Origin of the sequence: Parapedobacter brassicae, from assembly GCF_051400755.1 — a bacterium.
Classification (GTDB): Bacteria; Bacteroidota; Bacteroidia; order Sphingobacteriales; family Sphingobacteriaceae; genus Parapedobacter.
This window is the reverse complement of the sequence record NZ_JBLFFL010000004.1, coordinates 218,890-243,694: the sequence shown is the minus strand read 5'-3', so window position 1 is coordinate 243,694 and position 24,805 is coordinate 218,890. Positions and strand designations below refer to the sequence as shown.

The window sequence follows — 24,805 nt, the reverse complement described above, 5'->3', positions numbered from 1 at the left end:
TCTGTTTTACGCGTACATCGCCTCCCGCTGTTCCGCGACCGTTTGGCTGTTGATGTACTCGTCATAACTCATCAACTTGTCGATGATGCCACCGGGTGTAAGCTCGATGATGCGGTTAGCCACGGTTTGCGTCAGCTCGTGGTCACGTGAGGTGAACAGGATGCTGCCTTTGAAATCCTTCATCCCGTTATTGAGCGCCGTAATGGATTCCAGATCAAGGTGGTTGGTCGGTTCATCCAACAGCAACGCGTTGGCCTGTTGCAGCATCATCCGGGAAAACATGCAACGCATCTTCTCGCCGCCCGAAAGCACGGATGATTTCTTCAGCACCTCTTCACCGGAAAACAGCATTTTGCCCAGGAATCCGCGGATAAACTGTTCGTCTTTGTCTGCCGAGGAATATTCCCGCAGCCAGTCAATGAGGTTTTCGTTTTTCCCTTCAAAATAGGCACTGTTATCCATCGGAATATCGGCAATACTGATCGTGACGCCCCATTTGAAACTGCCCATGTAATCTTTGTCGCGCCCCGTCAGAATTTCATAGAACGCCGTGGTGGCCAAACTATTCTGCGAAAGCAGGGCGATTTTGTCGCCTTTATTGACCATGAAGTTGACATCGCTGAAGAGCGTTTCGCCATTCAAGACCTTGCCCAGTTTCTCCACCTGCAGGATCTGGTCGCCCGCTTCCCGCGCCATGGTGTTGAACATGATCGCCGGATATTTCCGGTTGGAGGGTTTGATGTCGTCGAGATTGATTTTTTCCAGTGCCTTTTTTCGGCTGGTCGCCTGCTTGGATTTGGAAGCATTGGCGCTGAAGCGGCGGATGAATTCCTGTAGCTCCTTCACTTTATCTTCCATCTTTTTATTCTGATCAGTACGTTGCTTCAGCGCCAATTGGCTGGACTCATACCAGAAGCTATAATTGCCCGTATAGATGGTCATCTTGCTGAAATCAATGTCCACTACGTGCGTACAGACCGAATCGAGGAAGTGGCGGTCGTGCGAGACAACCAATACAATGGCTTCATAACCGGCCAGGAAATCTTCGAGCCAGGCGATGGTATTGATGTCCAGGTCGTTCGTCGGCTCATCCAGCAGCAGGATATCCGGATTGCCAAACAGGGCCTGGGCGAGCAACACCCGTACTTTTTGATTACCATCCAGCTCTTTCACATGTTTATAGTGCAGGCTTTCATCAATGCCCAGGTTGCTCAGTAGGGTAGCGGCATCACTTTCGGCATTCCAACCATCCATCTCCGCGAATTTGGCTTCCAGCTCGCCGGCGCGCTCGCCATCGGCATCGGTAAAATCCTCCTTGGTATAGATGGCATCCTTTTCTTTCATGACCTTATAAAGGTCTTGATGGCCCATCAGCACCGTTTCAATGACCGGAAATTCATCAAATGCGTAGTGATCTTGGCTCAATACCGCCATCCGCTCCCCGGGCGTGAAGCTGACCGAACCCGTGGTGGGGTCTACGTCGCCGGAAATGATTTTCAGGAATGTGGATTTGCCGGCGCCATTCGCCCCGATAATACCATAACAGTTGCCCTGTGTGAATTTGAGGTTGACGTCTTCAAACAACACCCGCTTGCCATAACGAAGCGATAGATTCGATACATTAATCATGGGTGCAAAGGTACGGTTTTAAATATGACGTACGAAATGCAGTACGCCCGTTTATCGCGAAATCAAATCCGTATCTAATACGATGTTCTCAAAATCATAGACTGGATAACTGCTTTCAATCAGCTGGATGAGCATTTCCATGGCCGCGCGCCCCATTTCAAAAGCGGGCTGGCGGATACAGGTAAAGCCCGGTTGCAGCAGATCCAACACGTCTGAATTGGAAAAGCCTGCGACAGCAGGCTGTTTGCCTTTCGGCACGAGCTTGTTATAGGCGCTCAGGCAACCCATGCTCAATCGATCGCTGGCCACGAAGATGGCATCGGGATGTTTATTGATAAAATAATCGACGGCACCTTCTACCTCTTGCTGGATCCGGCCGCCGTGATGGCAATAACGAATAAGCGATGCATCAAGTGCAATGCCGTTTTCTCTCAAGGCCTCCCCATAGCCCTCGAGCCGTTCGGCCGTGATGGAAAGGTGAGGCGCATTCGCTAAATGGGCGATCTTTTTAAATCCCCTGTCAATAAGTGACTGGGTAGCCCTGCGGGCGCCTTCACGGCTGTTGGAAGTGACGGTATGGGTCTCAAAAGCATCAATGATCCGGTCAAAAAACACAATGGGAAGTCCTTGCTCATGCAGGTTGACAATGTGCGAAAAATCTTTGGTTTCGGCCGACATGGAAATCAGCAAGCCATCTACGGCCCGATTGGCCAGGTGCTGGATGTTGACCACTTCGCGCTCGTAGGAGTCATGGCTCTGCGAGATGATGACATGGTAGCCTTTGCCATACGCGACGGATTCGATGCCGTCTATGGCCTGGGAAAAAAAACTGTTGGCCACTTCACATACTACGACCCCGATCGAATAGCTGCGGCCATGGCGGAGACTGGAGGCCATCGGATTGCGCCTGTAATTATGCCGTTCAGCATATTCCAGTACCCGTTTCTTGGTCTCCTCATTGATTTCGTAGCTGTCACTCAGTGCACGTGACACGGTGGATGGGGAGAGATCCAGCGCTTGCGCGATGTCTTTGATCGTAATGGGTTTGAACACGGTTTAATTTTAGTTTATACAAAGCTATGAAAAATGCCGGATACCACCGCCGGATACCGCAATCGTTTCCGGTATCGATTGCGTAATTTTTTATTGGCCAATGAGCGGGATTCACCGCCGAAGTGCATAATATTGTAATAGCTAACCACAAACGAACTTCATCGCCCATGCGACATCGTTGTTTACTGAAAGTAATACTGCTTGTTTTTCTGATGACATACAGCCAGCGATTCTGTGCGCAAGAGGCAGCGGCGGCATCTGATATCGCAACAGTAACCCGCGTGGCTGACTATATCTTGACCAAAGCCGAATTTGCGTTTGTAGACAAACAGGGCAAGTCCTACGCCACGGCCAGTGAGATCCCCGAAAAGGTGGAAGCCGATTTCAAGACGCCGTACGGAGAATGGCATTACACCAATGGGGTTGTTAACATGGCTATGCTTAATTTGGCTGAATTTACGGGAGACCAACGCTATGCCCGGTATGCAATAGACCACGTGGCCTTTGGCTTTGCGAACTATGCCGAATTCCAGCGCAGGTTTAAGCATGATCGTCCGCACCACCGCTTCCCCTTCGGGCAGTTGTGGACCATGCAGGAGCTGGATGATTTCGGCGCGATGAGTGCCAGTATTTTGGAGGTTTACAAATCCACCCCGGATGAAGCGTACAGGGATTACGTGGCTCGGGGTGCCAAACGGCTGAGTGAGGGGCAGGCACGGTTGGCCGATCGGACCTTGGTACGCACGTTTCCGGTAGACCAAACGCTATGGGCCGATGACCTCTATATGAGTGTCCCTTTTCTTGCGCGCATGGCTGTATTCACGGGTGAAGATCGTTATTTTGAGGATGCTGTAACCCAGGTGCTCAATTTTGATAAACACCTCTGGAACCCGCATAATGGACTCTATTATCATTGCTATTACGCACCTTACCAACAGCATGGTGTGGCCCATTGGGGGCGTAGCAACGGCTGGATCGTATTGGCGCAACTGCACTTGCTGGATCACCTACCCGACGACCATCCCCACCGCAAAGACATGATCCGCAACCTTCAAAAACAGTTGATCGGCTTAGCGCGGTATCAGGATAAAGAGGGGCTTTGGCATCAGCTCATTGATAAGCCGGATTCGTATGCCGAGGCATCGGCTACGGCGATGTTTGTGCAGGGATTTGCCAAAGCCGTGAATGAAGGATGGTTAGGAAGGAATTATGCTTCGGTAGCCTTAGTAGGCTGGGAAGGCATGAAGAAGCATTTTATCAAACCGGATGGACAGGTGAGCGATATTTGCGTGGGAACGGGGATACAGGACGATCTGCAATTTTACTATACCCGTCCGGCCAGACCGAATGAAAAGCATGGGGTGGGCTCGGTAATCGACGCAGGTATTGAAATCGTCAAATTGAAACGGCTATTGGATGAATCCGAATAGGTATCAAATCGATTGATAATGGTGTTACGAACGTTGTTATTGCTGTGCTGCATCGGCGTGTTTTCTGCGCATGCTGAAGACCCTGAATGGACAAAATATGTGGGCGTCCGCCAACTGGATATCCCCGAGCGGGTATTCCAGGCCACCGAATTCGGAGCGCGGGGCGATGGGCACACGCTGAATACCGGGCCTATTCAAGCCGCGGTGGACAGTTGCGCCGCGGCGGGTGGTGGCAAAGTGGTATTCGCGCCGGGTGCATACCTCACCGGTGCCATCTTCCTGAAATCGAATGTGGAGCTCGAGATAGGAGAAGGCGTGACGCTGCTGGGCAGTCAGGAATTGGCCGATTATCCCGAAATATGGACCCGCGTGGCGGGCGTGGAGATGATGTGGCCCGCGGCATTGATCAACATCATCGGTCAACGGAATGCCGCGGTGACGGGACAAGGCACAGTGGATGGACAGGGCAAACCTTTTTGGGATGCTTATTGGGCGTTGAGAAAGGAATACGAACCGAAGAAATTGCGCTGGATAGTCGACTATGACGCGAAACGCCCAAGAACACTGCTGATCGATGGTTGCTGGGATATCCTCATCAAGGATGTGACATTCCAGCGGGCAGGCTTCTGGACCGTCCATGTCCTCTATTCGTCTTACGTGACTGTGGACGGGATCACGGTGCAGAACAATATCGGCGGGCACGGACCAAGCACGGACGGGATAGACATCGATTCGTCTTCTTGGGTGTTGGTACAAAATGCCGATATCGACTGCAATGATGATAACTTCTGCATCAAATCAGGCCGAGATTGGGACGGACTGCGAGTCAACCGGCCAACGGAATACATCTTGATCCAAAACTGCATTTCCCGCAGGGGGGGTGGTTTGATTACCTTCGGAAGTGAAACCTCTGGGGGGATGAGGCACATCATCGCGCGTAACCTGAAGGCGCAGGGGACAGGGGTAGGCATCCGATTCAAGTCTGCCCGCAACCGGGGAGGCATTGTGGAGCATATCCAATTGCATAACATTACCATGGATAGCGTAGGCGTGGCGATAGAGCTCACCCCGAATTGGAATCCGTCATATAGCTATTCCGAATTGCCAGCAGGTTATGACCAACGTACCTTGCCCGACCGCTGGCGGGTAATGCTGGAACCTGTGTTGCCGGCATGGCGAGGAATACCGACTTTCCGCAACGTAACCATCGAACAGATCAGCTGCCGTGACGCCCGGCGGGCAATATTCGCAGACGGCCTGGAAGAGAATCCGCTGCGGGATTTTCACTTGAAAGACGTGCAGATCAAAGCCGAGGAAGGTGGAAAGATCCAGCATGCGAAGGATTGGACATTTGAAAACGTATCCATCGAGACGGCGGATGGCCAATCTGTGAAGGTGATCGATTGTGACCATGTGAACTTATGATAAACGCTAGAAGAAACGCGACGTGGCTTTTGGTCATGCTATGGACACTGGGCTGTGATGGGGGATCAACCCAGCTGCAGGAATCGGGGAAAATCCAATGGCCCGAACTGACCGAAGAAACAAAACCCTGGACACGGTGGTGGTGGTTTGGAAGCGCGGTGACCGAACGAGACATTACCGCGATGCTGGAGGCATTTCAAAAGGCGGGGCTCGGCGGCGTGGAAATTACACCGATCTATGGCACCCGGGGATCCGAAGGTCAGTTTATCGATTTCCTCACGCCGCAGTGGATGGATAAACTGGTTTACACGCTGAACGAGGCGAAAAGACTCGGATTGGGCGTGGACATGGCTAATGCTTCTGGGTGGCCGTTTGGCGGACCGTGGGTTGCGGAATCGGATGCCACCAAGAATTTTGTATCCAGCGTGGTGGACGTGCGGGGTGGCGAGCGCTTCCAGGGAGAAATCACGTATACGCAGCAGCCGCTCGTCAGGACACAAGGCAGTAAAAAGGTGACCATCGACGATATCAAACAGCCGGTAACGGCAAACAGCGACCTGCAAGCGTATGCGTTTGACCAGGTGCGGTACGAGAAAGAGTTGCCCTTGGTGCTGCTCACGGCCAACAGGAAAGGAAAGGCGGGTTTCGAGGAAGTGATCGATCTGACCAGCCACGTGAACAGCGGTATGCTTGATTGGACAGCACCCTCAGGCGATTGGGTGCTGTGCGCGCTTTTTGAAGGCGATCACGGCAAAATGGTCGAGCGCGCCGGACCTGGAGGCGAGGGCAAAGTGATCGACCATTTTTCGGAACCGGCACTTCGGAGATACCTCGGCAGGTTTGATGATGCATTCAAGGGATATGACCTGAGCTACCTGAGATACTACTTCAACGATTCGTACGAAGTGGATGATGCGGCGGGAGAAGCCAATTGGACACCAGCGTTCCTCCAAGAATTCAAGCAATTCCATGGATATGACTTGAAGGATCACCTGCCGGCACTTTTGGGGCGTGATACACCGGAAATGAACAGTAGGGTCATTTACGATTACCGCGTCGCCATTGGCCGCCTACTGTTAGAGCGATTTACAGAAAACTGGCAGACCTGGGCGGCGCAAAAAGGCAAAGGGATACGCAACCAAGCCCACGGGTCGCCCGCCAATGTCTTGGACCTGTATGCGGCGAGCGATGTCCCCGAGATCGAAGGAAGTGAGATCGTCAACCTCAAAAGCGCGCCATCGGCTGCCCATGTGACGGGCAAACGGCTTGTGTCATCCGAGTCGGGCACTTGGCTGGGTGAACATTTTCAGTCCACGCTGGGCGATGTCAAGTCGGCATTGGACACATTTTTTCTGGCAGGGGTGAACCATGTATTCTACCACGGAACTGCCTATTCTCCACAAGATGCACCCTGGCCGGGATGGCTTTTTTATGCCGCGGTTCATTTTACACCTGCTAACAGTTTTTGGGATGACTTCGGTACATTGAATCAATATGTAGCGCGTACGCAACGTTTTCTTCAAGCCGGCAAACCGGCTAACGATGTGTTGTTGTACTTTGGGATAGCCGATCTGTGGTCGGACACTGAAACCGAAAAGCAGCTGCTCCGTTCGTTCCATTCCAACCATCTGTTCGATGGACTGACCATGAAAATGTGCGGGGATTTTCTTACGGAAGGCGGATATGCGTGGGATGCGCTAAGCGACCACCAACTGCTAGCGGTATCCTGTACGGATGCTGCGCTGCACACCGGAGGGAACCGGTACAAAACAGTTTTGGTTCCCGAAACGCATTATATGCCCGCTAAGACATTCGAGCAGCTCGTGAATTTGGCACAAGCGGGCGCAACTATCGTTTTTCACAAAACCTTACCGGAAGATGTGCCCGGATTAGCCGATTTGGAAAATAGCCGCGGACGCCTGCGTTCGTTGAAAAACCAGCTATCCTTCGAACAAAAGGGAAACCTGCGCATTGCCGCGCACGGGAAAGGTCAACTGGTCATATCGGACGAGCTGGAAGGGTTAATGACCTATGCTGGTGTAACCCCTGAAAACATGTACAGCCAAGGCCTTCAGTGTATCCGGAGACTGAAAGACGATGGTAACTTTTATTATTTTATCACCAATTCGCGTGAGGTAGGCTTTGAGGGTTGGGTAACACTACAGGCTGATTACGCGTCTGCCGCACGCTATAATCCCATGACCGGTATTGCGGGCTATGCGCGCACCCGTGAATCGGACGGCAATACCGAAATCTACCTGCAAATGAAACCAGACGAATCCTTGGTTGTCGAGACATTTAAGGGGCGCTATACCGGCGATGACTACCCCTACTACCGAGATGGGAACGCCGATGACATTATTTCGCTGGATCGGGACTGGACACTTGCTTTCACGAAAGGGGGACCGGCATTGCCGAAAACCGTGGCGGTAGACCAGCTCGGATCGTGGACGGAATATGGACCGGAATACGCCTCGTTTTCGGGGACGGCTGAATACACAACGCGTATTCCCAACCTACCTGGAGGAGCGGATGCGTGGCTCCTTGACCTGGGGACAGTCAACGAAAGCGCTGCCATATACCTGAATGGAGAATACCTGGGCACGCTGATCGGCCATCCATACACGCTCGATATTCCGGCGAAGCACTTCAAAGGCAGTGATACGCTGACGATCAAGATCTCAAACCTGATGGCCAACAGGATTGCCGACATGGATAAAAAAGGTATTCCCTGGCGGATATTCTACAACACGAACGTTAACGCAAGGCTCCGGTCTAACATGGGCGACGATGGAAAATTCACGGCGAAGGGCTGGCAACCGATGGATTCCGGATTATTGGGTCCTGTATTGCTAAAACCGCTTTTGAGATTAACCCGTGACGATCGGTAGGTGTTAGGGGTATGCTGTAGCGCGATGATTTTTATTGGTTTTTTTTCGCAATCGTTACCGGTATCGTTTGCGTAGTTTTTCCGCGGTGTTGGTTCGCCAATAACCTTGAATCAACGTATACTTGTATTGCTGATCCCGACCAATTTGGGATTGGGCGTTGATAACCAATTATATAACTGTGATCCGCCGCGATCATAGACACCAATTTTATAGGGATGACGAAATCACTGATTAAAGCTGTTTTGTCGCTGCTCATGCTGTTTGCTTACGGGGTAAGTTACAGTCAGCCGGACCCGAACCAACGGGTTGCCGGAATACCCGTTAACTACGATGAGGCAAAAGCGGGGGTATATACGCTGCCGGATCCACTGACAATGGAAAACGGGCGGAAAGTAACCAGCAAAGCAGCGTGGATCAACCAGCGCAGACCGGAGATCCACCGACTGTTTGAAACTACGCAGTTCGGGAAAACACCCCCTAAACCCGCTAGGCTATCTTTCAACGTGTTTGACGCAGGAACGCCAGTATTCGGTGGTAAAGCGATTCGAAAACAAGTGACCATCTATTTCACCGAAGATACCGCCGACCACAAAGTGGATGTACTGTTTTACCTGCCCGCAAATGCACAACAAGCCGTCCCGCTGCTGCTCAATATTTCCTTCGTCCCCAATATCGCGGCGGCCGAGGACGCCGGCATCAAAGCGGGTTTGGTATGGCCACGGGAGGGTAATGGCATTGAGCGGACGCTTGCAACAAAGGAAAATGGCGGGTCAGCACGATGGGGAGCACCCATCGAAGACATCGTGGCCAGTGGCATCGGCTTCGCCACCCTGTATTACGGTGACATTGACCCCGATTTGAAGAAAGGCATTCAGCTTGGCGGTATACGGAAATACTACCTGAAGAATGGCCAAACAGCACCCGCACCGGATGAATGGGGCGCTATCGCTGCGTGGTCGTGGGGACTAAGCCGGGTCATGGATTATCTGGAGACGGATAGCCAGATCGATGCCAAGCGCGTGGCGCTTACGGGTTCATCACGCCTGGGCAAAACGGTGTTGTGGACCGGGGCAAATGACGAACGCTTTAAAATGGTACTGGCCAGTTGCTCGGGCGAGGGAGGGGCTGCACTAAGCCGACGTGACTACGGCGAAAACATCAAGCACATGACGGATACGTCTCGCTACTACTATCAGTTTGCGCCCAATAGACACGCTTATTCTGATGATTTCAACAATTGTCCGGTCGATGCCCATGAGCTGATCGCACTCATGGCGCCGCGCTACCTCTTGTTGCAAACCGGAGACACCGATTACTGGTCGGATCCGAAAGGGGAGTTTTTGGCGGCGCGGGCGGCGCAGCCGGTATACGACCTGTTCGGTATCAAAAATGCCTTTCCGAAGATGCCGAAAGCCGGGGACACGTCATTGGCTTACCAACAGCTGGGGTATTACATGCACGATGGCGGTCACGGCATGATCCCCTCCGACTGGGACGTCTTTATCAAGTATATGAAAAGGTTTTTGTGAGAAATCAATAGTAACCCATTTAAAACGTTAAATTATGATCAGAAAAATTTATGTAACCACGCTGGTCTGTGTATGTACTGTCCTTTGCTTTGCGCAGACAAGAACCATTACCGGAACGGTAACCGATGCCACTACCAAGGAACCGTTACATGGCGTGACGATACAGGTAAAGGGTGAACCGGCGGGCACACAAACGGACGCCAAGGGGAGTTTCACGCTGAATGTGCCCGCTTCTGGAAGCGTGATCCTGGTGGTCAACTACCTGGGGTATATGGTTAAAGAAGTACCCGCAGCATCGAGCCAACTCAATATAAGCCTGGAACGGGAAGACACGGCGTTGGATGAAGTGATTGTCGTCGGTTATGGAACCATGAGGAAACGAGACCTGACCGGTGCGGTGGCCTCTGTAAAAGCCAAAGACATCACCGCGATTCCGACCACTAACGTGCTGCGTTCGCTACAGGGCAAAGTGGCCGGGTTGGACATCACGCAAAGTTCCGGACAGCCTGGAGCTGATGTAAACTTGTTGCTGCGCGGGAACCGGTCATTGAACGCCAGCAATGCACCGCTTATCTTGGTGGATGGTATCCAATACAGCTCATTTGTCGATGTGAACCCCGGCGACATTGAATCGATCGACGTGCTGAAAGATGTGTCGTCTACGGCCATTTACGGTACACGGGGCGCTAACGGGGTGATCATCATCACCACGAAAAAGGGAACGCGCACCGGCCGCACCAATATATCGGCTTCGGCTTATGCTTCTGTCAACACGAAAGCGCTGTATCCGGAATTGATGAACGGACTGGAGTACGCGCAGCTGAAGCGGGAAGCCTACCGTACTACCAATAACGGGGAGTACCGGGACGATTCGGAAATCTTCAATGCAACGGAGTTGGAATACCTGAACAATGGGCAGTTTGAGGACTGGGTAGACCATATTTTCCACACGGGGCTGATGTCCAACTACGAAATCAATTTGTCCGGCGGCAGCGAACGTTCGTTGTACGCGGCTTCGTTCGGCTACCAGCGTGACAGGGGGGTCATCCGGAACGATGTTTTTCGCCGGTATAATGGACGGCTCAGTCTCGAACAGACCATCAGCCCGATCTTCAAGGTCGGGATCAATGCCCTGTATACCTTTAAAAACCAAGACCAACGGGATAATCCGCTGAACATGGCGCAGAAAATGCTGCCCATTGCCAAAGCGTATAATGACGATGGTACCTTGAACCTCTATCCGGCACCGGGATATAACACCCAGATCAATCCATTGGCCGATGAAGAAAAGGGGGTATTTGTCAATAATATATTAGACAAGCGCTTATTCACGTCCGGTTTTCTGGATATCAAGTTCCACGAGGACTTCCTGTTCAAGTCTACCATCGGTATTGATATCAACGATTTCCGTAATGGTTATTTTCGCGACTATAATACGATCGCCAACGTAGGCCGGAATTCATCGTCGGGGGATGAGGTTCGAACCTACTTGCAATATACCTGGGAAAACACGTTGAACTACACCAAACAAGTGGGCGATCATCAGGTCACGGCGCTGGTGGGAACCAGTACGATTGCATCTAAACAGGAAGAATTTACCGGGTCAGGCAATAATCAGGCGTCTGCCTTAAATGAATTTTATGATCTGGGTTCCAATACGATATCCAAGGATATTGGGAGCTCATTAAATGAAACAGCGCTTGCCTCATTCTTCGGTCGGGTGAATTATATCTTCATGGACCGTTACATCTTCCAGGCATCGCTGCGGGCAGATGGCTCTTCGGTGTTGGCTACGGGGAATAAGTGGGGTTATTTCCCCTCTGTTTCGGGGGCTTGGCGCTTAAAGGATGAAGCCTTCTTGCAGGGCAGCGAAAAGATCAGTGAGTTGAAGCTACGGGTAAGCTGGGGTGAAGCGGGAAACAGTGCCATCGATCCCTACGGCACACTCGGCGGGTTGACGCGCTCGGCCTATGCATTCGGGACATCGGCGGCATTCGGCTATTATCCCACGGACTTGAAGAACCCGGAGCTAACCTGGGAGACGACCGCCACGTGGGACATTGGGCTAGACTTTGGGTTTTTCAATAACCGGATCATTGGTGCCGTTGACTTCTACCGTTCTAAGACGACTGACCTGCTGCTGCCAGCCTTATTGCCGACCTCGACTGGCTACGCTTCCGTATTGCAAAATGTGGGGGTAACGGAGAATCGGGGATTTGAGGTGTCGCTGAACACCCGTAATATCGAATCGGGTGATTTTAACTGGACGACCGATTGGTCTTATACGCTGAACCGGGAAAAAATCCTGTCGCTGAATCAAGGGGTCAGTCGCAATATTGCCAATAACTGGATTGTCGGCGAGCCGCTGCAGATCTTTTACGATTATAAAAAGACGGGCATCTGGCAACTGGGTGAAGAAGAAGCGGCCACGGCATTTGGCGGCTACAAGCCGGGCGATATCAAAATCCTGGATGCCAACGGAAACGGCATCAGCGATTCGGAAGATCGGGTGGTCTACTCGCAGGTACCTAAGTTCTCTTTCGGTATCAATAACAGCCTTTCTTATCAAGATGTCGACCTGTCTGTGTTCGTGTTTGGCCGTGTCGGACAGGTAATCAACTTTGAGAAAGGGTATTATTATAAAGCGAATGCATTGGAAAACGGTACATTGGTTGATTACTGGACACCGGAGAACCCGACCAATGCCTTTCCGCGACCCAATAGCAGCTATTCAACCACCAATTACCTCTTCCAGCCGACGCTGCGTTATGTAGATGGTTCGTTTATCAAGATCAGGGATATTACGCTCGGTTATACATTGCCGCAGTCCCTTTTAACGAGAATCAAGGTCAATCGTCTCCGTGTCTACGGCACGCTGCAGAATTATTTTGTTTTCAGCAAGCTGCACGACTATGATCCGGAGCGGGGCGGTTCAATGGCATTTCCGATGACCAAAGCCATGGTGTTTGGTGTAAATCTCGATTTTTAAATAGGTGATGATAAAAAACGACGAATTATGAAAACGAAATTGTTAAGAATATCAATAGCCGCTTTATCACTTGGCCTTTCTTCCTGCGAAAAATTCTTAGAAGAGCAGAATAAAAGCGGATTGACGGAAGATGCATTCTACGGTACGGAACAGGGCATGATCAGTGTCGTAAACGCCAGTTATTCCGGCTTGCGTACCTGGTACGGCAAGGAATTTCCGCTGGCGATGACGGAGACCGGCACTGATCTGTTTCTCCGGGGTGGAGACAACAAGGCCAACCAGCTATCGGATTACACGGTGGATCTGAACGGCGGACAGACGAACATAACCGATGCGTGGAATAATCTGTACCGGAGCTTAAACGTGTGTAATACTGCGTTGGCCGGACTACCGCAATCTCCGCTGGATGATGCCGCCAAGGCGCAATACGAGGGAGAAGTCCGTTTCCTGCGCGCACAATACCTGTTTCTGATCGTGGAAACATGGGGTGATGTGGTGCTGAATACGGAGCCTACGCAGGGTATTGTCACGACGGCTACGCGATCAGCGGTAGACGATTTTTACAATGTGATCTTCGGTGACCTGGATGTCGCAATCGCTAATCTGAATCCAGCGAAATCAACAGATGGCCGCATCACACAAGACGTGGCGAAAGCGTTCAAAGCCCGCGCATGCCTGACCCGTGCCAGTGCAACCAATGATGCCTCTTTGTATAGCGAAGCGGCTGCACTGGCTAAAGAACTGATCGCCAGCGGTCGCTACCAACTGTTTGACGATTACAAAGCGATGTGGGACATGGCCAATGCTGATGGAGGGGGCAATAGCGAAGTGCTCTATTATGTGAACTACACGAACGATGACTTGCTGAATGGCGACTTTGATGCCGTGGGCGGCCGGGGTAATAATAATCACCTGCATTTCATCATGGTGTATGACCGGGAAGTGGGGATGGAACGCACCATCGGATATGGGCGCCCATTCCAGCGCTACATGCCATCGGTGCATTTGCTGGACCTGTATAATGAGGGCATCGATCAGCGCTATCACGGCAGTTTCCAGACGGTTTGGCTGGCCACAAAATCGGGTATGGTGCCCGGTGAAAGTCCGATTTATCCGGAAATGGGCTTCGGTGATACTGCCATCGTGACGCTGAAAACCGTGGCCACTCCGGCACAGGTGGAGCGGGCCAGAAACCGTTATCGGCTGATCGACCGGAATAATATGTATCGGGCGGACGGTACGCCAGCTTTGCGTTCGCAGTTTATCCAACTCTCGAAATTCATGGATCCTACCCGCCTCACCGTGGCGCAAGAGTGGAGTTCGCGTGACGTGTTTGTGATCCGTTTGGCAGAACTGTATCTGATCGTGGCGGAAGCTGAGTTGAACACGAATCCAGGCGAGGCCCTTGAATACATCAATGAACTGCGCAGCACAAGAGCGATTCCGGGCAAAGAAATCGACATGGAGATCACTGCGGCCGAGCTGAGCCTGGATTTTATTTTGGAAGAACGGGCACGGGAGCTGGCAGGTGAGTTCACCCGTTGGTACGATCTGAAACGGACCGGAAAGTTGGTCGAATACGTGCAGACCTATAACCCGGACGGTAAGAGCAACATCAAGGATTTTCACACGGTGAGGCCGATTCCGCAAACACAGCTGGATGCGATCATGAACAAGGACGAATTTAAGCAAAATCCGGGATATAATTGACAATTGATCCGGTAGCTGCGTCTTGATGCTGGTCGGCATCATGTCCTCTTTTCCGGTAACGATTGCGGAAATAAAACCGATGGAATCTTTCGTTGATATGAAAGATTACGGTAACATTGTAATTGAACGCTAACGGATTATGGTCATTAAAGTCAACATATTATTCTTGCTGCTTGCATTGGTTATCGGAACGGAATGCCCGGCACAGCAACAAGAAAACTATAGCGTACGGATGGCAGAGACTGCGATGAAACTTTGGCCCGATTCGTTCAATTTGGACGGGGTAGGCAAGCCTGCGAAATGGAGCTATGACCTGGGCGTGATTCTCAAAGGAGTTGAGAGCGTGTGGAAAGCCACGGGTGACCGTAAATGGTTTGCCTATATCCAGAAGATGATGGATCACTACGTGCAGGAGGACGGTACTATCCGGAGGTATCAGCAGCAAGCGTACAATATCGACTACATCAATAATGGTAAACTGCTGCTGCTGTTGTATCAGGTAACCGGCAAAAGCAAGTATCGCCAAGCCGCTAACGTATTGCGCGATCAACTGCGTACACATCCGAGGACCTCTGAAGGTGGATTCTGGCACAAAAAGATCTATCCACACCAGATGTGGTTGGATGGCCTCTATATGGGACAGCCCTTCTATGCTGAATATGCCAAGTTGTTTGATGAGCCGGAAGCGTTTGACGACATCACCCGCCAGTTCGTGCTGATGGAGCGGCACAGCCGGGACGAAAAAACCGGATTGCTTTATCATGGTTGGGATGAATCGCGCGAGCAAGCATGGGCCGATGAGGCAACCGGACAATCCCCCAATTTCTGGGGCCGTTCATTGGGATGGTTCGGGATGGCGTTGGTTGATGCGCTCGACCATTTTCCGGAAGACCACGCAGGGCGTGATTCACTGGTGGGAATTCTGAACCGTTTTGCCGATGCTGTTACCGATTTTCAAGATGGAAAATCGGGTGTGTGGTATGACGTGGTCGACCAGGGGCAGCGCGAGGGCAACTACCTGGAGGCATCCGCGTCCTGCATGTTGGTCTATACGTTGGCAAAGGGGATGCGTATGGGATATCTCCCCGAACGGTATCGCGCTGATGTAACACGTGGATACGAAGGAATTTTGCGGGCGTTTATCAGTGCCCGTGAGGACGGGGGGATAAACTTGGAAAAGACGGTACAGGTATCCGGTCTTGGGGGCACGGGCAGGTATCGGGATGGGACGTTTGCGTATTACATCAGCGAACCGGTTATTCAGAATGACCCCAAAGGTATCGGGGCATTTATTAAATGCGCCGCAGAAATGGAAAAAATTCTTTCAATTAGTTGATTTGCACGGAATGATTGTGCGTTTTTATCGTTATTATTACAGTAGTCACCATTATAAAATTAAATGAAGATGAAATCAACAAACTCTCGTCGAGAATTTATCAAGAACGCTTCGGTAGGAGCCGGTGTCTTCGGGCTATCCGCCATGGGATTCAGCGCGAAAAGTTATGCACGGATTATGGGCGCCAATGACCGCGTACGGGTAGGCATCGTTGGGTTTTCCAATCGTTTTAAAAGCTCGTTGCTTCCCAGTTTTATGAACCATGCGAAAGCCCAGAATTTTGAATTTGTGGCTGTGTCCGATATCTGGAGCAGACGGCGGGATGAGGCCTATGCCTATCTAAAGGAAAAGGCAGGCGTGGAAATCGCGAAATATCGGAACAACGACGAGCTTTTCCCGCGGACCGACGTGGATGCGGTGATCATCAGTACTGCTGATTTTCAGCATGCGCTGATTGCCGCGGATGCCGTGCGCCATGGGAAAGATGTGTATGTCGAAAAACCGTTGGCCGAGACATTGGAAGATGCCAAAGTAGTGCGGAAAGCGGTGGAAGAAACCGGCAAGATTTTGCAGGTTGGTTCCCAGCGGCGCAGCGCCCCCAACTATATCGCTGCAAACGAATACATCCGCTCAGGCAAATTCGGAGATATCAAGATGGTCGAGATGACGTGGAATGTGAACCAGCCCGGCCGCTGGCGCCTGCCGCAACTGACCAAGGAGATCCGCCAGCAGGATACCGACTGGGACCGTTTCCTGATGAACCGTCCCAAAGTGGCGTGGGATCCCCGGAAATACCTGGAGTACCGGTTGTTCTGGCCATACTCATCCGGCATTTTTGGCCAGTGGATGGCTCATCAGATTGATACGGTACACTGGTTTACCGACCTGCCGCATCCGCGCAGCGTGGTGGCCAACGGCGGGATTTACCTGTGGAATGATGGACGGACCAACCCAGATACGCTCACGGCGGTGATGGACTACGGCCCGGCGGATGATCCGACAACGGGTTTTCAGGTACTGTACTCATCGCGGTTCACCAACTCGGCCGGCGATGTAAAAGAGCTGTATTTTTCAAATGCGGGTTCACTGAACCTGGATACCAACGAGGTGACTTCCGAAGGCGGACTGACCAAACGGATGGCAGCTGAAATGGACATGAAGGAGAATTTGCTCGAACCGTTTACCCTTCCGAATGCGGCCAAAATAGAGACCTCAGCCAACACGGGTGGCGATCCGATGACCTCATTGCACATGCTGAACTGGATGGAGTGCGTGCGGAATAGGAAAACGCCTAATGCTGATGTGGTCGCTGGCTATAACCATTCGGTTGCCAATATCATGGGCCGTACGGCCTATGAAACCGGCAAGCGCGTGACGTTCGATGATAGCAAGCAAGAAGTAGTGGTATCTTAACCGATCGGCGATGAACAGGACACTTGTAAGTTTGATGGGCGTACTCATCACGGCCGCTGTTTTTACCGGCTGCGGACAATCACCTTCGGGACAGGCCCAACAGGAGCCGACCAACCGGTTTTCATTCGTCGAACACCCAGAGCGCAGCAGCATTGATATCCTGCTCGATGGCCAACCGTATACGGCGTATTGCTATGCCGATAGCTTGAAAAAGCCAGTTTTGTTTCCCCTGCGCACAAAAGGCGGACATTTTGTTACCCGGGGTTGGCCTGTACAGCCCCGTGCAAACGAGCGGACAGACCACCCGCATCACATCGGGTTGTGGTTCAACTACGGCGATGTGAACGGGCTTGACTTTTGGAATAACTCAACAGCTATCCCCGCTGAAAGGCGGGCGGGATACGGAAGCATCCTCCATGCTGCTGTCAACAAGACGGAAAGCAACGGCAACACCGGTGTGCTCGACGTGAGCAAATATTGGGTGGGGCCGCAGGGCGATAGCCTCCTGCGGGAAGAAACCCAATATATTTTTCGTGTGGAAGCAGACAGTACCACTTCCGTTGAACTGGACATCAAACTGACGGCGCTGAAAGACATCTCTTTTAAGGACAACAAGGAAGGTGTACTGGGGATCCGCCTCGCGAGAGCGCTTGAGCACCCAACTGATGAGCCAGCTACCTTTACCGATGCCAATGGCATCGTCACGGAAGTCGCCCAAACGAATAATGACGGCGTGACGGGGCGTTATGTGAGCAGTGAAGGGGTAGAAGGAGATGACGTATGGGGTACAAGGGGGAAATGGGTGACCCTCAATGGCACGATTGAGGGGGAAGAGGTGTCGCTCGTAATGCTTGATCACCCCGGCAATCCCGGATACCCTACCTATTGGCATGCCCGGGGCTACGGATTGTTTGCCGCCAATCCACTAGGGCAGAAAGAACTGAGTGGGGGCAAGGATGAATTGAATTTCAAGTTGGATCAAAACGCATCGACCCGGTTCAGATATAAGATCCTGATCCATGGCGGAAGCAAACTGGACGCCGCTGCCATCAATGAACGATTTGCGGATTTCAGTGGACAATAGTACGTCGATCGTTATAGGATTCATCAAATGAGTGTATTGAATAGGCAGTTGGTCACTGTGGTGCCCTATCCGGAAAAAGTGCTTCAATTCGGTACGGGCGTACTGCTCCGCGGATTGCCGGATTATTTCATTGAAAAAGCCAACCGGGCGGGCATATTCGGCGGACGTATCCTGGTGGTTAAATCTACCGACACCGGAGGTACGGACAAGTTTGATAGACAGGATAATTTATATACGCTTCACATCAAAGGGGTTGAAAAGGGCGCCGATGTGCAGGAAGCGCTGTTGATTTCCGCGATCAGCCGCGTCGTGTCTGCCGCGGGTGATTGGGCGACTGTTCTGAACGGTGCCAAAAGTCCCGAACTGGAAATTGTCATTTCGAACACCACGGAGGTGGGGATTGCGCTCGACGAGCAGGATGATCCATTTGCGTCGCCACCGGCATCGTTCCCCGGCAAGCTGACCGCAATTTTATATGAGCGGTTCCGGGCATTCAGTGGGGCGGAAGACAAGGGAATGGTGATCCTCCCTACAGAGCTCATTGACAAAAATGGGGAAGCATTGCAACGGATCGTGATCGCGCTGGCCGAGCGCCATCAAATGGGGTCGGATTTCATCGGCTGGGTACGCACATCCAATCATTTTTGTAATACATTGGTTGATCGGATTGTGCCGGGTAGTTTGGGAGAAGCCGAGCGGAAACAGGCTGAAAGTCGCTTAGGATACCAAGATGAGTTGGCCATTATGGCCGAGCCTTTTTGCCTTTGGGCCATCGAGTCGTCCCATGTGCGTGTGTCGGAGGCGCTTTCTTTTGCCCGGATTGATAAACGGGTAGTGATCACCCGGGATATTCAAACGTTCAAAGAACTGAAGCTGCGCTTGCTCAACGGGAGCCACACGTTTGCATGCGGACTGGCCATGCTAGCAGGTTTTGGTACGGTAAGGGAAGCGATGGTCAATCCAGTGTTTTTGACCTATGTAAAGCAACTGATGAATAGGGAGATCGTCCCCACTTTGGTAGCTGAAGGAATCAGTGAAGAAGCGGCCTCGGAATTTGCCGAACATGTGGTTGATCGGTTCAGTAACCCTTACCTCCATCATCAATGGTTAAGCATTGGCACGAATTACACATTGAAAATGCACGTTCGGAACATGGCCACCTTGAAAAGGTATGCCCGCCAGTTTGACAAGATACCTCATTATATGGCATTGGGCTTTGCAGGATATTTGCAATTCATGGAAACAGCGCAGGCTGATCAACTACCCACGGATTGGGCAGCTGATTTGCAGTGGTTTGCTGGTTTTTTAACGATGGTCAAGCAATATTTGGATCAGTTGCGCACGCAAAATGCGTTGGAGGTAATTGATCTTTTGAACGAAAAGGAGGCGGTTTAGCATTTACGATTATCATGAAAAAATTTTTAGACGAACACTTTTTGTTGCATTCAAAGACGGCGCAGCACTTGTATCATGAATACGCCGCCGATATGCCCATTATCGACTACCACTGTCATTTGCCGCCCCAGCAGATCGCTGAAAACACGCAATTTGAAAACATGACCCAGGTATGGCTCAATGGGGATCACTACAAATGGCGCGCCATGCGCACCAATGGGGTGGATGAAAGCTATATTACAGGCGATCGGTCCGATCGGGAGAAATTCCGTAAATGGGCCGAAACCGTGCCTTATACCATGCGGAACCCTTTGTATCACTGGACCCATCTTGAATTGCAGCGCTATTTTGGAATAACCGACCTGCTGAGCCCGCAGACCGCCGACCGGATTTTTGACGAGACACGGGAAAAGCTGCAAACACCGGAGTACCGGGTGAGGGGCTTGCTGCGGAAAATGAACGTGAAGGTCATCTGCACGACAGATGATCCTGTGGACACGCTTAATTTTCATCGGCAGTTGCAGCAGGAGGGGTACGAAATCCCGGTTTTCCCAGCCTTTCGGCCCGATGCGGCCATGAACCTAAGTGACTTAGCGAAGTTCGGTCATTATGTGGTCGCTTTAGGCGCTGCTGCGGGACGTTCAATCGCCACCTTTGATGACTTCGTAGGTGCATTGCAGCAACGGCATGATTTCTTCGGCGCTATGGGTTGCCGGGTATCTGACCATGGATTGGAGGAGATCTATGCAGAAGACTATACCGATGACGAAATCAACCGTATTTTCGAAAAGGCGCTGACAGGCGAGGCGGTGTCAGCGATGGAGCACCGGAAATTCAGGTCGGCCATGCTGCTGCTGTTTGCGCAGTGGGATGCCGCGAACGGCTGGGTACAACAATACCATTTGGGGGCCTTGCGAAACAACAATTCGCGCATGATGAGCACGCTCGGACCGGATACCGGCTGGGATTCCATCGGTGATTTCAGTCAGGGCCGGGCGCTCTCAACATTTTTGAATCGACTGGATAGCCGTGATCAATTAGCCAAGACCATTCTCTACAACGTCAATCCTACCGACAATGAATTGATGGCCACAATGATCGGTAACTTCAATGACGGGTCTTTTCCAGGAAAGATCCAGTTTGGCTCGGCCTGGTGGTTCCTGGATCAAAAGGACGGGATGACTAAGCAACTCAATGCCTTGTCCAATATGGGCTTATTGAGCCGGTTTGTCGGTATGCTCACCGATTCGCGGAGCTTTCTCTCGTTTCCGAGGCATGAATATTTCAGAAGGCTGCTATGTGACCTGTTCGGTACGGAAGTCGAAAATGGCGAGCTGCCGGATGACCGGGAGTGGATCGGACAGCTCATACAAGATATTTGTTATCACAATGCCAGCCGATATTTCGGTTGGGACGGATAACAGTGCTTCGGCCGTTACGAAAACGATTTCGCAAAATTTCCATCGGGAAAGGCAGGCAATTAATCAAGTCTTTCTATATTTGGAAGGCGTAAACGTTTACGCGGTATAAATCTAATCATCTTTAATACGTATTATGATGACATCACTACAGCCAGTAGGCAAGTACCGATGGACGATATGTGCATTGTTGTTTTTTGCTACGACCGTCAATTATTTAGATCGGCAGGTACTTAGCCTGCTTCAACCTACACTCGAAGAAGAGTTCAATTGGACGAATACCGACTATGCTAACATTACTGCCGCATTTCAGTTCATCTACGCGATATCCATGCTGTTTGCCGGGCGCATCATTGACCGCCTGGGTACCAAATGGGGGTTTGCGCTGGCTATTATTATTTGGTCTGTTGCCGCAATCCTCCACGCCATCGCCATTCCCCTTGGAGAAGGCACGGTAGCTATTCTCGGTGTCATTGGTGTTTCGGGTTTATCCGTATCCGTGGTAGGCTTCATCGTGGCCAGGGCGTTTCTCGGCTTTGGCGAATCGGGAAACTTCCCCGCAGCCATCAAGGCTACGGCTGAGTATTTCCCGAAGAAAGACCGTTCGTTTGCCACGGGGATATTCAATTCAGGTTCCAATGTAGGCGCCATCCTTGCCCCGCTGACGGTGCCGTGGATGGCCTATCATTGGGGATGGCAGAGCACCTTCATCGCCATCGGTGCCGTCGGCTTTCTTTGGCTCATCTTCTGGTTTTGGTTTTACGAAAAGCCGGAGAAACAAAAAAGACTGTCGGCTGCCGAGCTCGCATACATCCAAAGCGATGTAGAAGCGGTGGAAGTACCTGCTGACCAGGAAGCGGAAAAAGCCGAGCGGGTGCCCTGGATCCGGTTGTTGAGCTACCGGCAAACCTGGGCATTTGCCATCGGCAAATTCATGACGGATGGGGTTTGGTGGTTTTTCCTGTTCTGGTTGCCCGCGTATTTGAAGGCACAGTATGGTATGGAAGGGGTAGCCATCATGCTGCCGCTTGCCGTGCTTTACAGCATGACCATGTTCGGCAGTATCGGCGGCGGATGGTTTCCCAAGTATTACATCAACAAGGGATATACCCCCTATGACGGGCGCATGAAGGCGATGCTGATCATCGCATTGTTCCCGTTGGTCGTGTTTGCCGCGCAGCCATTGGGTGGCATTAGTTACTGGATTCCCGTGGTATTGATCGGTATCGGCGCATCTGCTCACCAAGCATGGTCGGCTAATATCTTCACCACCGTATCCGATATGTTTCCCAAGATTACCGTGGCCTCTGTAACCGGTATCGGCGGCATGGCAGGTGGCCTGGGCGGTGTGGTGATGAGTAAGCTAGGAGGCGCCGTATTCGACCACTACGCTGCTTTGAACGATATCCACACAGGGTATACCATCATGTTTTCCATCTGTGCGGTCGCCTATTTGATCGCGTGGGCCATCATGAAGTCGCTCGTGCCAAAGATGAAGCTGGTTGACCTGAAGTAACCGGTAAACGCATACGATACAAAAAGGGCTTGCGGTATCACCGGCAAGCCCTTCTTTTTTGAAACCATGAGAAATAGTACCTCAGGCGTTATGGTCTACCAACGGCTTTTTTCCCGTCGTTTTCCTGAAAAATTACGGGAACTTCCCCCTTCATCACGCCGTTTGCGGCCGCCGTCACCATTGCGGAACGATCGGTTGCGTTGCTCTCCTCGGCTGTCGCCGCGATCTTCGCCCGCATTTTCCACACGTACGCTCCGTCCGTTGAAATCGACGTTTTGAAAACCCTTGAACACTTTATCCACGGATGAATGCTCGACTTCAAAAAATGTGAATACGCCTTTGAGGTCAATTTTGCCGATCGCCTTTCCACTGATGTTCGTGGCGTTGCAGATGTAGCCCAGGATATCCCCACGGGTGAAATCGTCTACCGCGCCAACGTTGATAAACAGGCGGGTATAGTCTGACCGGTATGCATCGCGGCCGCTGCGCTCGCTTCTTCCGGTGCGCTCGCCTCGTGCCTCATGAGCATCCACGTTGAGGTCAGGTGCGTTTTGATAATATTCCAAAAACCGGCTGAATTCAAGAGAAGCAAACCGTTTAACGATTTCTTCTTTGCTCAATTCGGCGAAGCTTTCCATGATTTTAGGCAAGTACCGATCGATATGATCATCCTTTACAGCCACTTGGTTCACCTTATTGATCAGGGCAAAGAGTTGCTTTTCAACGACAGCCTCACCTTTAGGCACATCCATTTTGACAAATGGCTTGCCGATTACCCGCTCAATTTGGCGGATCTTGCCCAGTTCTTTCAGGTTGACCAACGATATGGAAATACCTGTTTTTCCGGCACGGGCCGTACGGCCGCTTCGGTGGGTGTAATTTTCGAGTTCGTCGGGCAGGGAGAAGTTGATCACGTGCGTTACGTTGTTTACGTCGATGCCGCGCGCGGCTACGTCTGTGGCAATGAGCAACTGCAAGCTGCGGTCACGGTAGCGTTTCATCACCTTGTCTCGCTGTTGCTGCGACAGGTCGCCGTGCAGTGCATCGGCATTGTAGCCGTCTTTAATCAGCGTCTCAGCAATTTCCTGTGTCTCGATTTTGGTGCGGCAAAATACAATGCCGAAAATCTCGGGATTGGAATCGACGATGCGTTTGAATGCATCGTACTTGTCACGGGCACGCACCACATAATAGTGGTGCTCGATGTTTTCGTTGCCGGTGTTTTTGGTACCCATGGTGAGCTCATGCGGATCGGTCATGTATTTTTTGGCAATCCGCCGCACTTCAGCAGGCATGGTGGCTGAAAACAGCCATGTTTTCTTCTCTTCTGGAGTAGTAGACAGGATATTGTTGATGTCCTCCTGAAAGCCCATGTTGAGCATTTCATCGGCTTCATCCAGCACTACATAACGCACATTAGAAAAGTCAATGGCTTTTCGGCCAATGATATCGAGCATACGTCCGGGAGTGGCAACTACAATTTGCACCCCACGCCGTATCTGACGCAGTTGGTCGCTGATGTTTGCACCGCCGTATACGGCGACGACATGTACATCAGGAAGATTTTTTGCGTATTTCTCAATGTCTTTGGAAATTTGCAAACACAATTCACGCGTGGGGCACAAAATGAGTGCCTGCGGGTGTTTCTGCGAAAAGTCCAACAATTCTAACAATGGCAGGCCGAAAGCTGCGGTTTTGCCGGTACCGGTTTGGGCTAATCCGACAAAATCGTTGCTGCCTGTCAAAAGTACGGGAACGGCTTGTTCCTGAATGGGAGTAGGTTTTTCAAATCCTAACTCTGTGATGGCATTAACAATATCATGACGGATCCCCAGTTCAATAAATGGGTTCATGAATATTTTATATACAATAGGCACTATTGCCTAAGGCGGTGCAAAGGTAGGGTTAATTTATTGAAAATCAAAATTTAAAAGTGAAAAGCAAAAAATGATAGAAAGCGATACTCATCATAAAAAAAGCCGGTCTG

General features: G+C 51.4%; 15 protein-coding genes. 12 read left to right on the top strand and 3 right to left on the bottom strand.

Annotated features, from left to right (window positions below; genetic code table 11):
- Nucleotides 1-6: 6 nt before the first annotated feature.
- Together ACMGDE_RS13600 and ACMGDE_RS13595 are read right to left on the bottom strand one after the other, a co-directional pair.
- Nucleotides 7-1,629, bottom strand: coding sequence for an ABC-F family ATP-binding cassette domain-containing protein (locus ACMGDE_RS13600; protein ID WP_436833354.1), 1,623 nt, complete (start codon nucleotides 1,627-1,629; stop codon nucleotides 7-9).
- Between the two features lie 51 nt (nucleotides 1,630-1,680).
- Nucleotides 1,681-2,682 carry a LacI family DNA-binding transcriptional regulator gene (locus ACMGDE_RS13595; RefSeq protein WP_436833353.1) on the bottom strand — a complete coding sequence of 334 codons (1,002 nt, stop codon included), beginning with the start codon at nucleotides 2,680-2,682 and terminating at the stop codon, nucleotides 1,681-1,683.
- A gap of 167 nt (nucleotides 2,683-2,849) precedes the next feature.
- On the opposite strand from ACMGDE_RS13595, the gene ACMGDE_RS13590 reads away from it, so the two are divergent.
- From ACMGDE_RS13590 to ACMGDE_RS13535, 12 genes are all read left to right on the top strand, one after another.
- Nucleotides 2,850-4,112: a glycoside hydrolase family 88/105 protein gene (locus tag ACMGDE_RS13590; RefSeq protein ID WP_436833352.1), complete on the top strand. Its 1,263-nt coding sequence runs from the start codon at nucleotides 2,850-2,852 to the stop codon at nucleotides 4,110-4,112.
- Between the two features lie 18 nt (nucleotides 4,113-4,130).
- A complete protein-coding gene (locus ACMGDE_RS13585) occupies nucleotides 4,131-5,537 on the top strand; it encodes a glycoside hydrolase family 28 protein (protein WP_436833351.1) in 1,407 nt (468 codons plus the stop codon).
- Complete coding sequence (locus ACMGDE_RS13580) at nucleotides 5,534-8,428, top strand: glycosyl hydrolase (protein WP_436833350.1); 2,895 nt, start codon at nucleotides 5,534-5,536, stop codon at nucleotides 8,426-8,428. Before ACMGDE_RS13585 ends, ACMGDE_RS13580 begins: the two co-directional genes overlap by 4 nt.
- Before the next feature lie 215 nt (nucleotides 8,429-8,643).
- Nucleotides 8,644-9,957, top strand: coding sequence for a glucuronyl esterase domain-containing protein (locus ACMGDE_RS13575; RefSeq protein ID WP_436833349.1), 1,314 nt, complete (start codon nucleotides 8,644-8,646; stop codon nucleotides 9,955-9,957).
- 34 nt (nucleotides 9,958-9,991) lie between these two features.
- Nucleotides 9,992-12,946 carry a SusC/RagA family TonB-linked outer membrane protein gene (locus ACMGDE_RS13570; RefSeq protein WP_436833348.1) on the top strand — a complete coding sequence of 985 codons (2,955 nt, stop codon included), beginning with the start codon at nucleotides 9,992-9,994 and terminating at the stop codon, nucleotides 12,944-12,946.
- 27 nt (nucleotides 12,947-12,973) lie between these two features.
- Nucleotides 12,974-14,656 carry a RagB/SusD family nutrient uptake outer membrane protein gene (locus ACMGDE_RS13565; protein ID WP_436833347.1) on the top strand — a complete coding sequence of 561 codons (1,683 nt, stop codon included), beginning with the start codon at nucleotides 12,974-12,976 and terminating at the stop codon, nucleotides 14,654-14,656.
- 139 nt (nucleotides 14,657-14,795) lie between these two features.
- Complete coding sequence (locus tag ACMGDE_RS13560; RefSeq protein WP_436833346.1) at nucleotides 14,796-15,992, top strand: glycoside hydrolase family 88/105 protein; 1,197 nt, start codon at nucleotides 14,796-14,798, stop codon at nucleotides 15,990-15,992.
- 69 nt (nucleotides 15,993-16,061) lie between these two features.
- Entirely contained in the window at nucleotides 16,062-17,405 is a 1,344-nt protein-coding gene (locus ACMGDE_RS13555; RefSeq protein WP_436833345.1) for a Gfo/Idh/MocA family protein, read from the top strand.
- 10 nt (nucleotides 17,406-17,415) lie between these two features.
- Nucleotides 17,416-18,489 carry a DUF6807 domain-containing protein gene (locus ACMGDE_RS13550; RefSeq protein WP_436833344.1) on the top strand — a complete coding sequence of 358 codons (1,074 nt, stop codon included), beginning with the start codon at nucleotides 17,416-17,418 and terminating at the stop codon, nucleotides 18,487-18,489.
- A 27-nt stretch (nucleotides 18,490-18,516) separates the two neighbouring features.
- A complete protein-coding gene (locus ACMGDE_RS13545) occupies nucleotides 18,517-19,884 on the top strand; it encodes a tagaturonate reductase (protein ID WP_436833343.1) in 1,368 nt (455 codons plus the stop codon).
- A 14-nt stretch (nucleotides 19,885-19,898) separates the two neighbouring features.
- Nucleotides 19,899-21,305, top strand: a complete 1,407-nt coding sequence (gene uxaC / locus ACMGDE_RS13540) for a glucuronate isomerase (protein WP_436833342.1) — start codon at nucleotides 19,899-19,901, stop codon at nucleotides 21,303-21,305.
- A 136-nt stretch (nucleotides 21,306-21,441) separates the two neighbouring features.
- Nucleotides 21,442-22,818: an MFS transporter gene (locus tag ACMGDE_RS13535; protein WP_436833457.1), complete on the top strand. Its 1,377-nt coding sequence runs from the start codon at nucleotides 21,442-21,444 to the stop codon at nucleotides 22,816-22,818.
- A 95-nt stretch (nucleotides 22,819-22,913) separates the two neighbouring features.
- Here the strand turns inward: ACMGDE_RS13535 and ACMGDE_RS13530 are convergent, their stop codons facing one another.
- Nucleotides 22,914-24,671, bottom strand: a complete 1,758-nt coding sequence (locus ACMGDE_RS13530; protein ID WP_436833341.1) for a DEAD/DEAH box helicase — start codon at nucleotides 24,669-24,671, stop codon at nucleotides 22,914-22,916.
- Nucleotides 24,672-24,805: the final 134 nt, after the last annotated feature.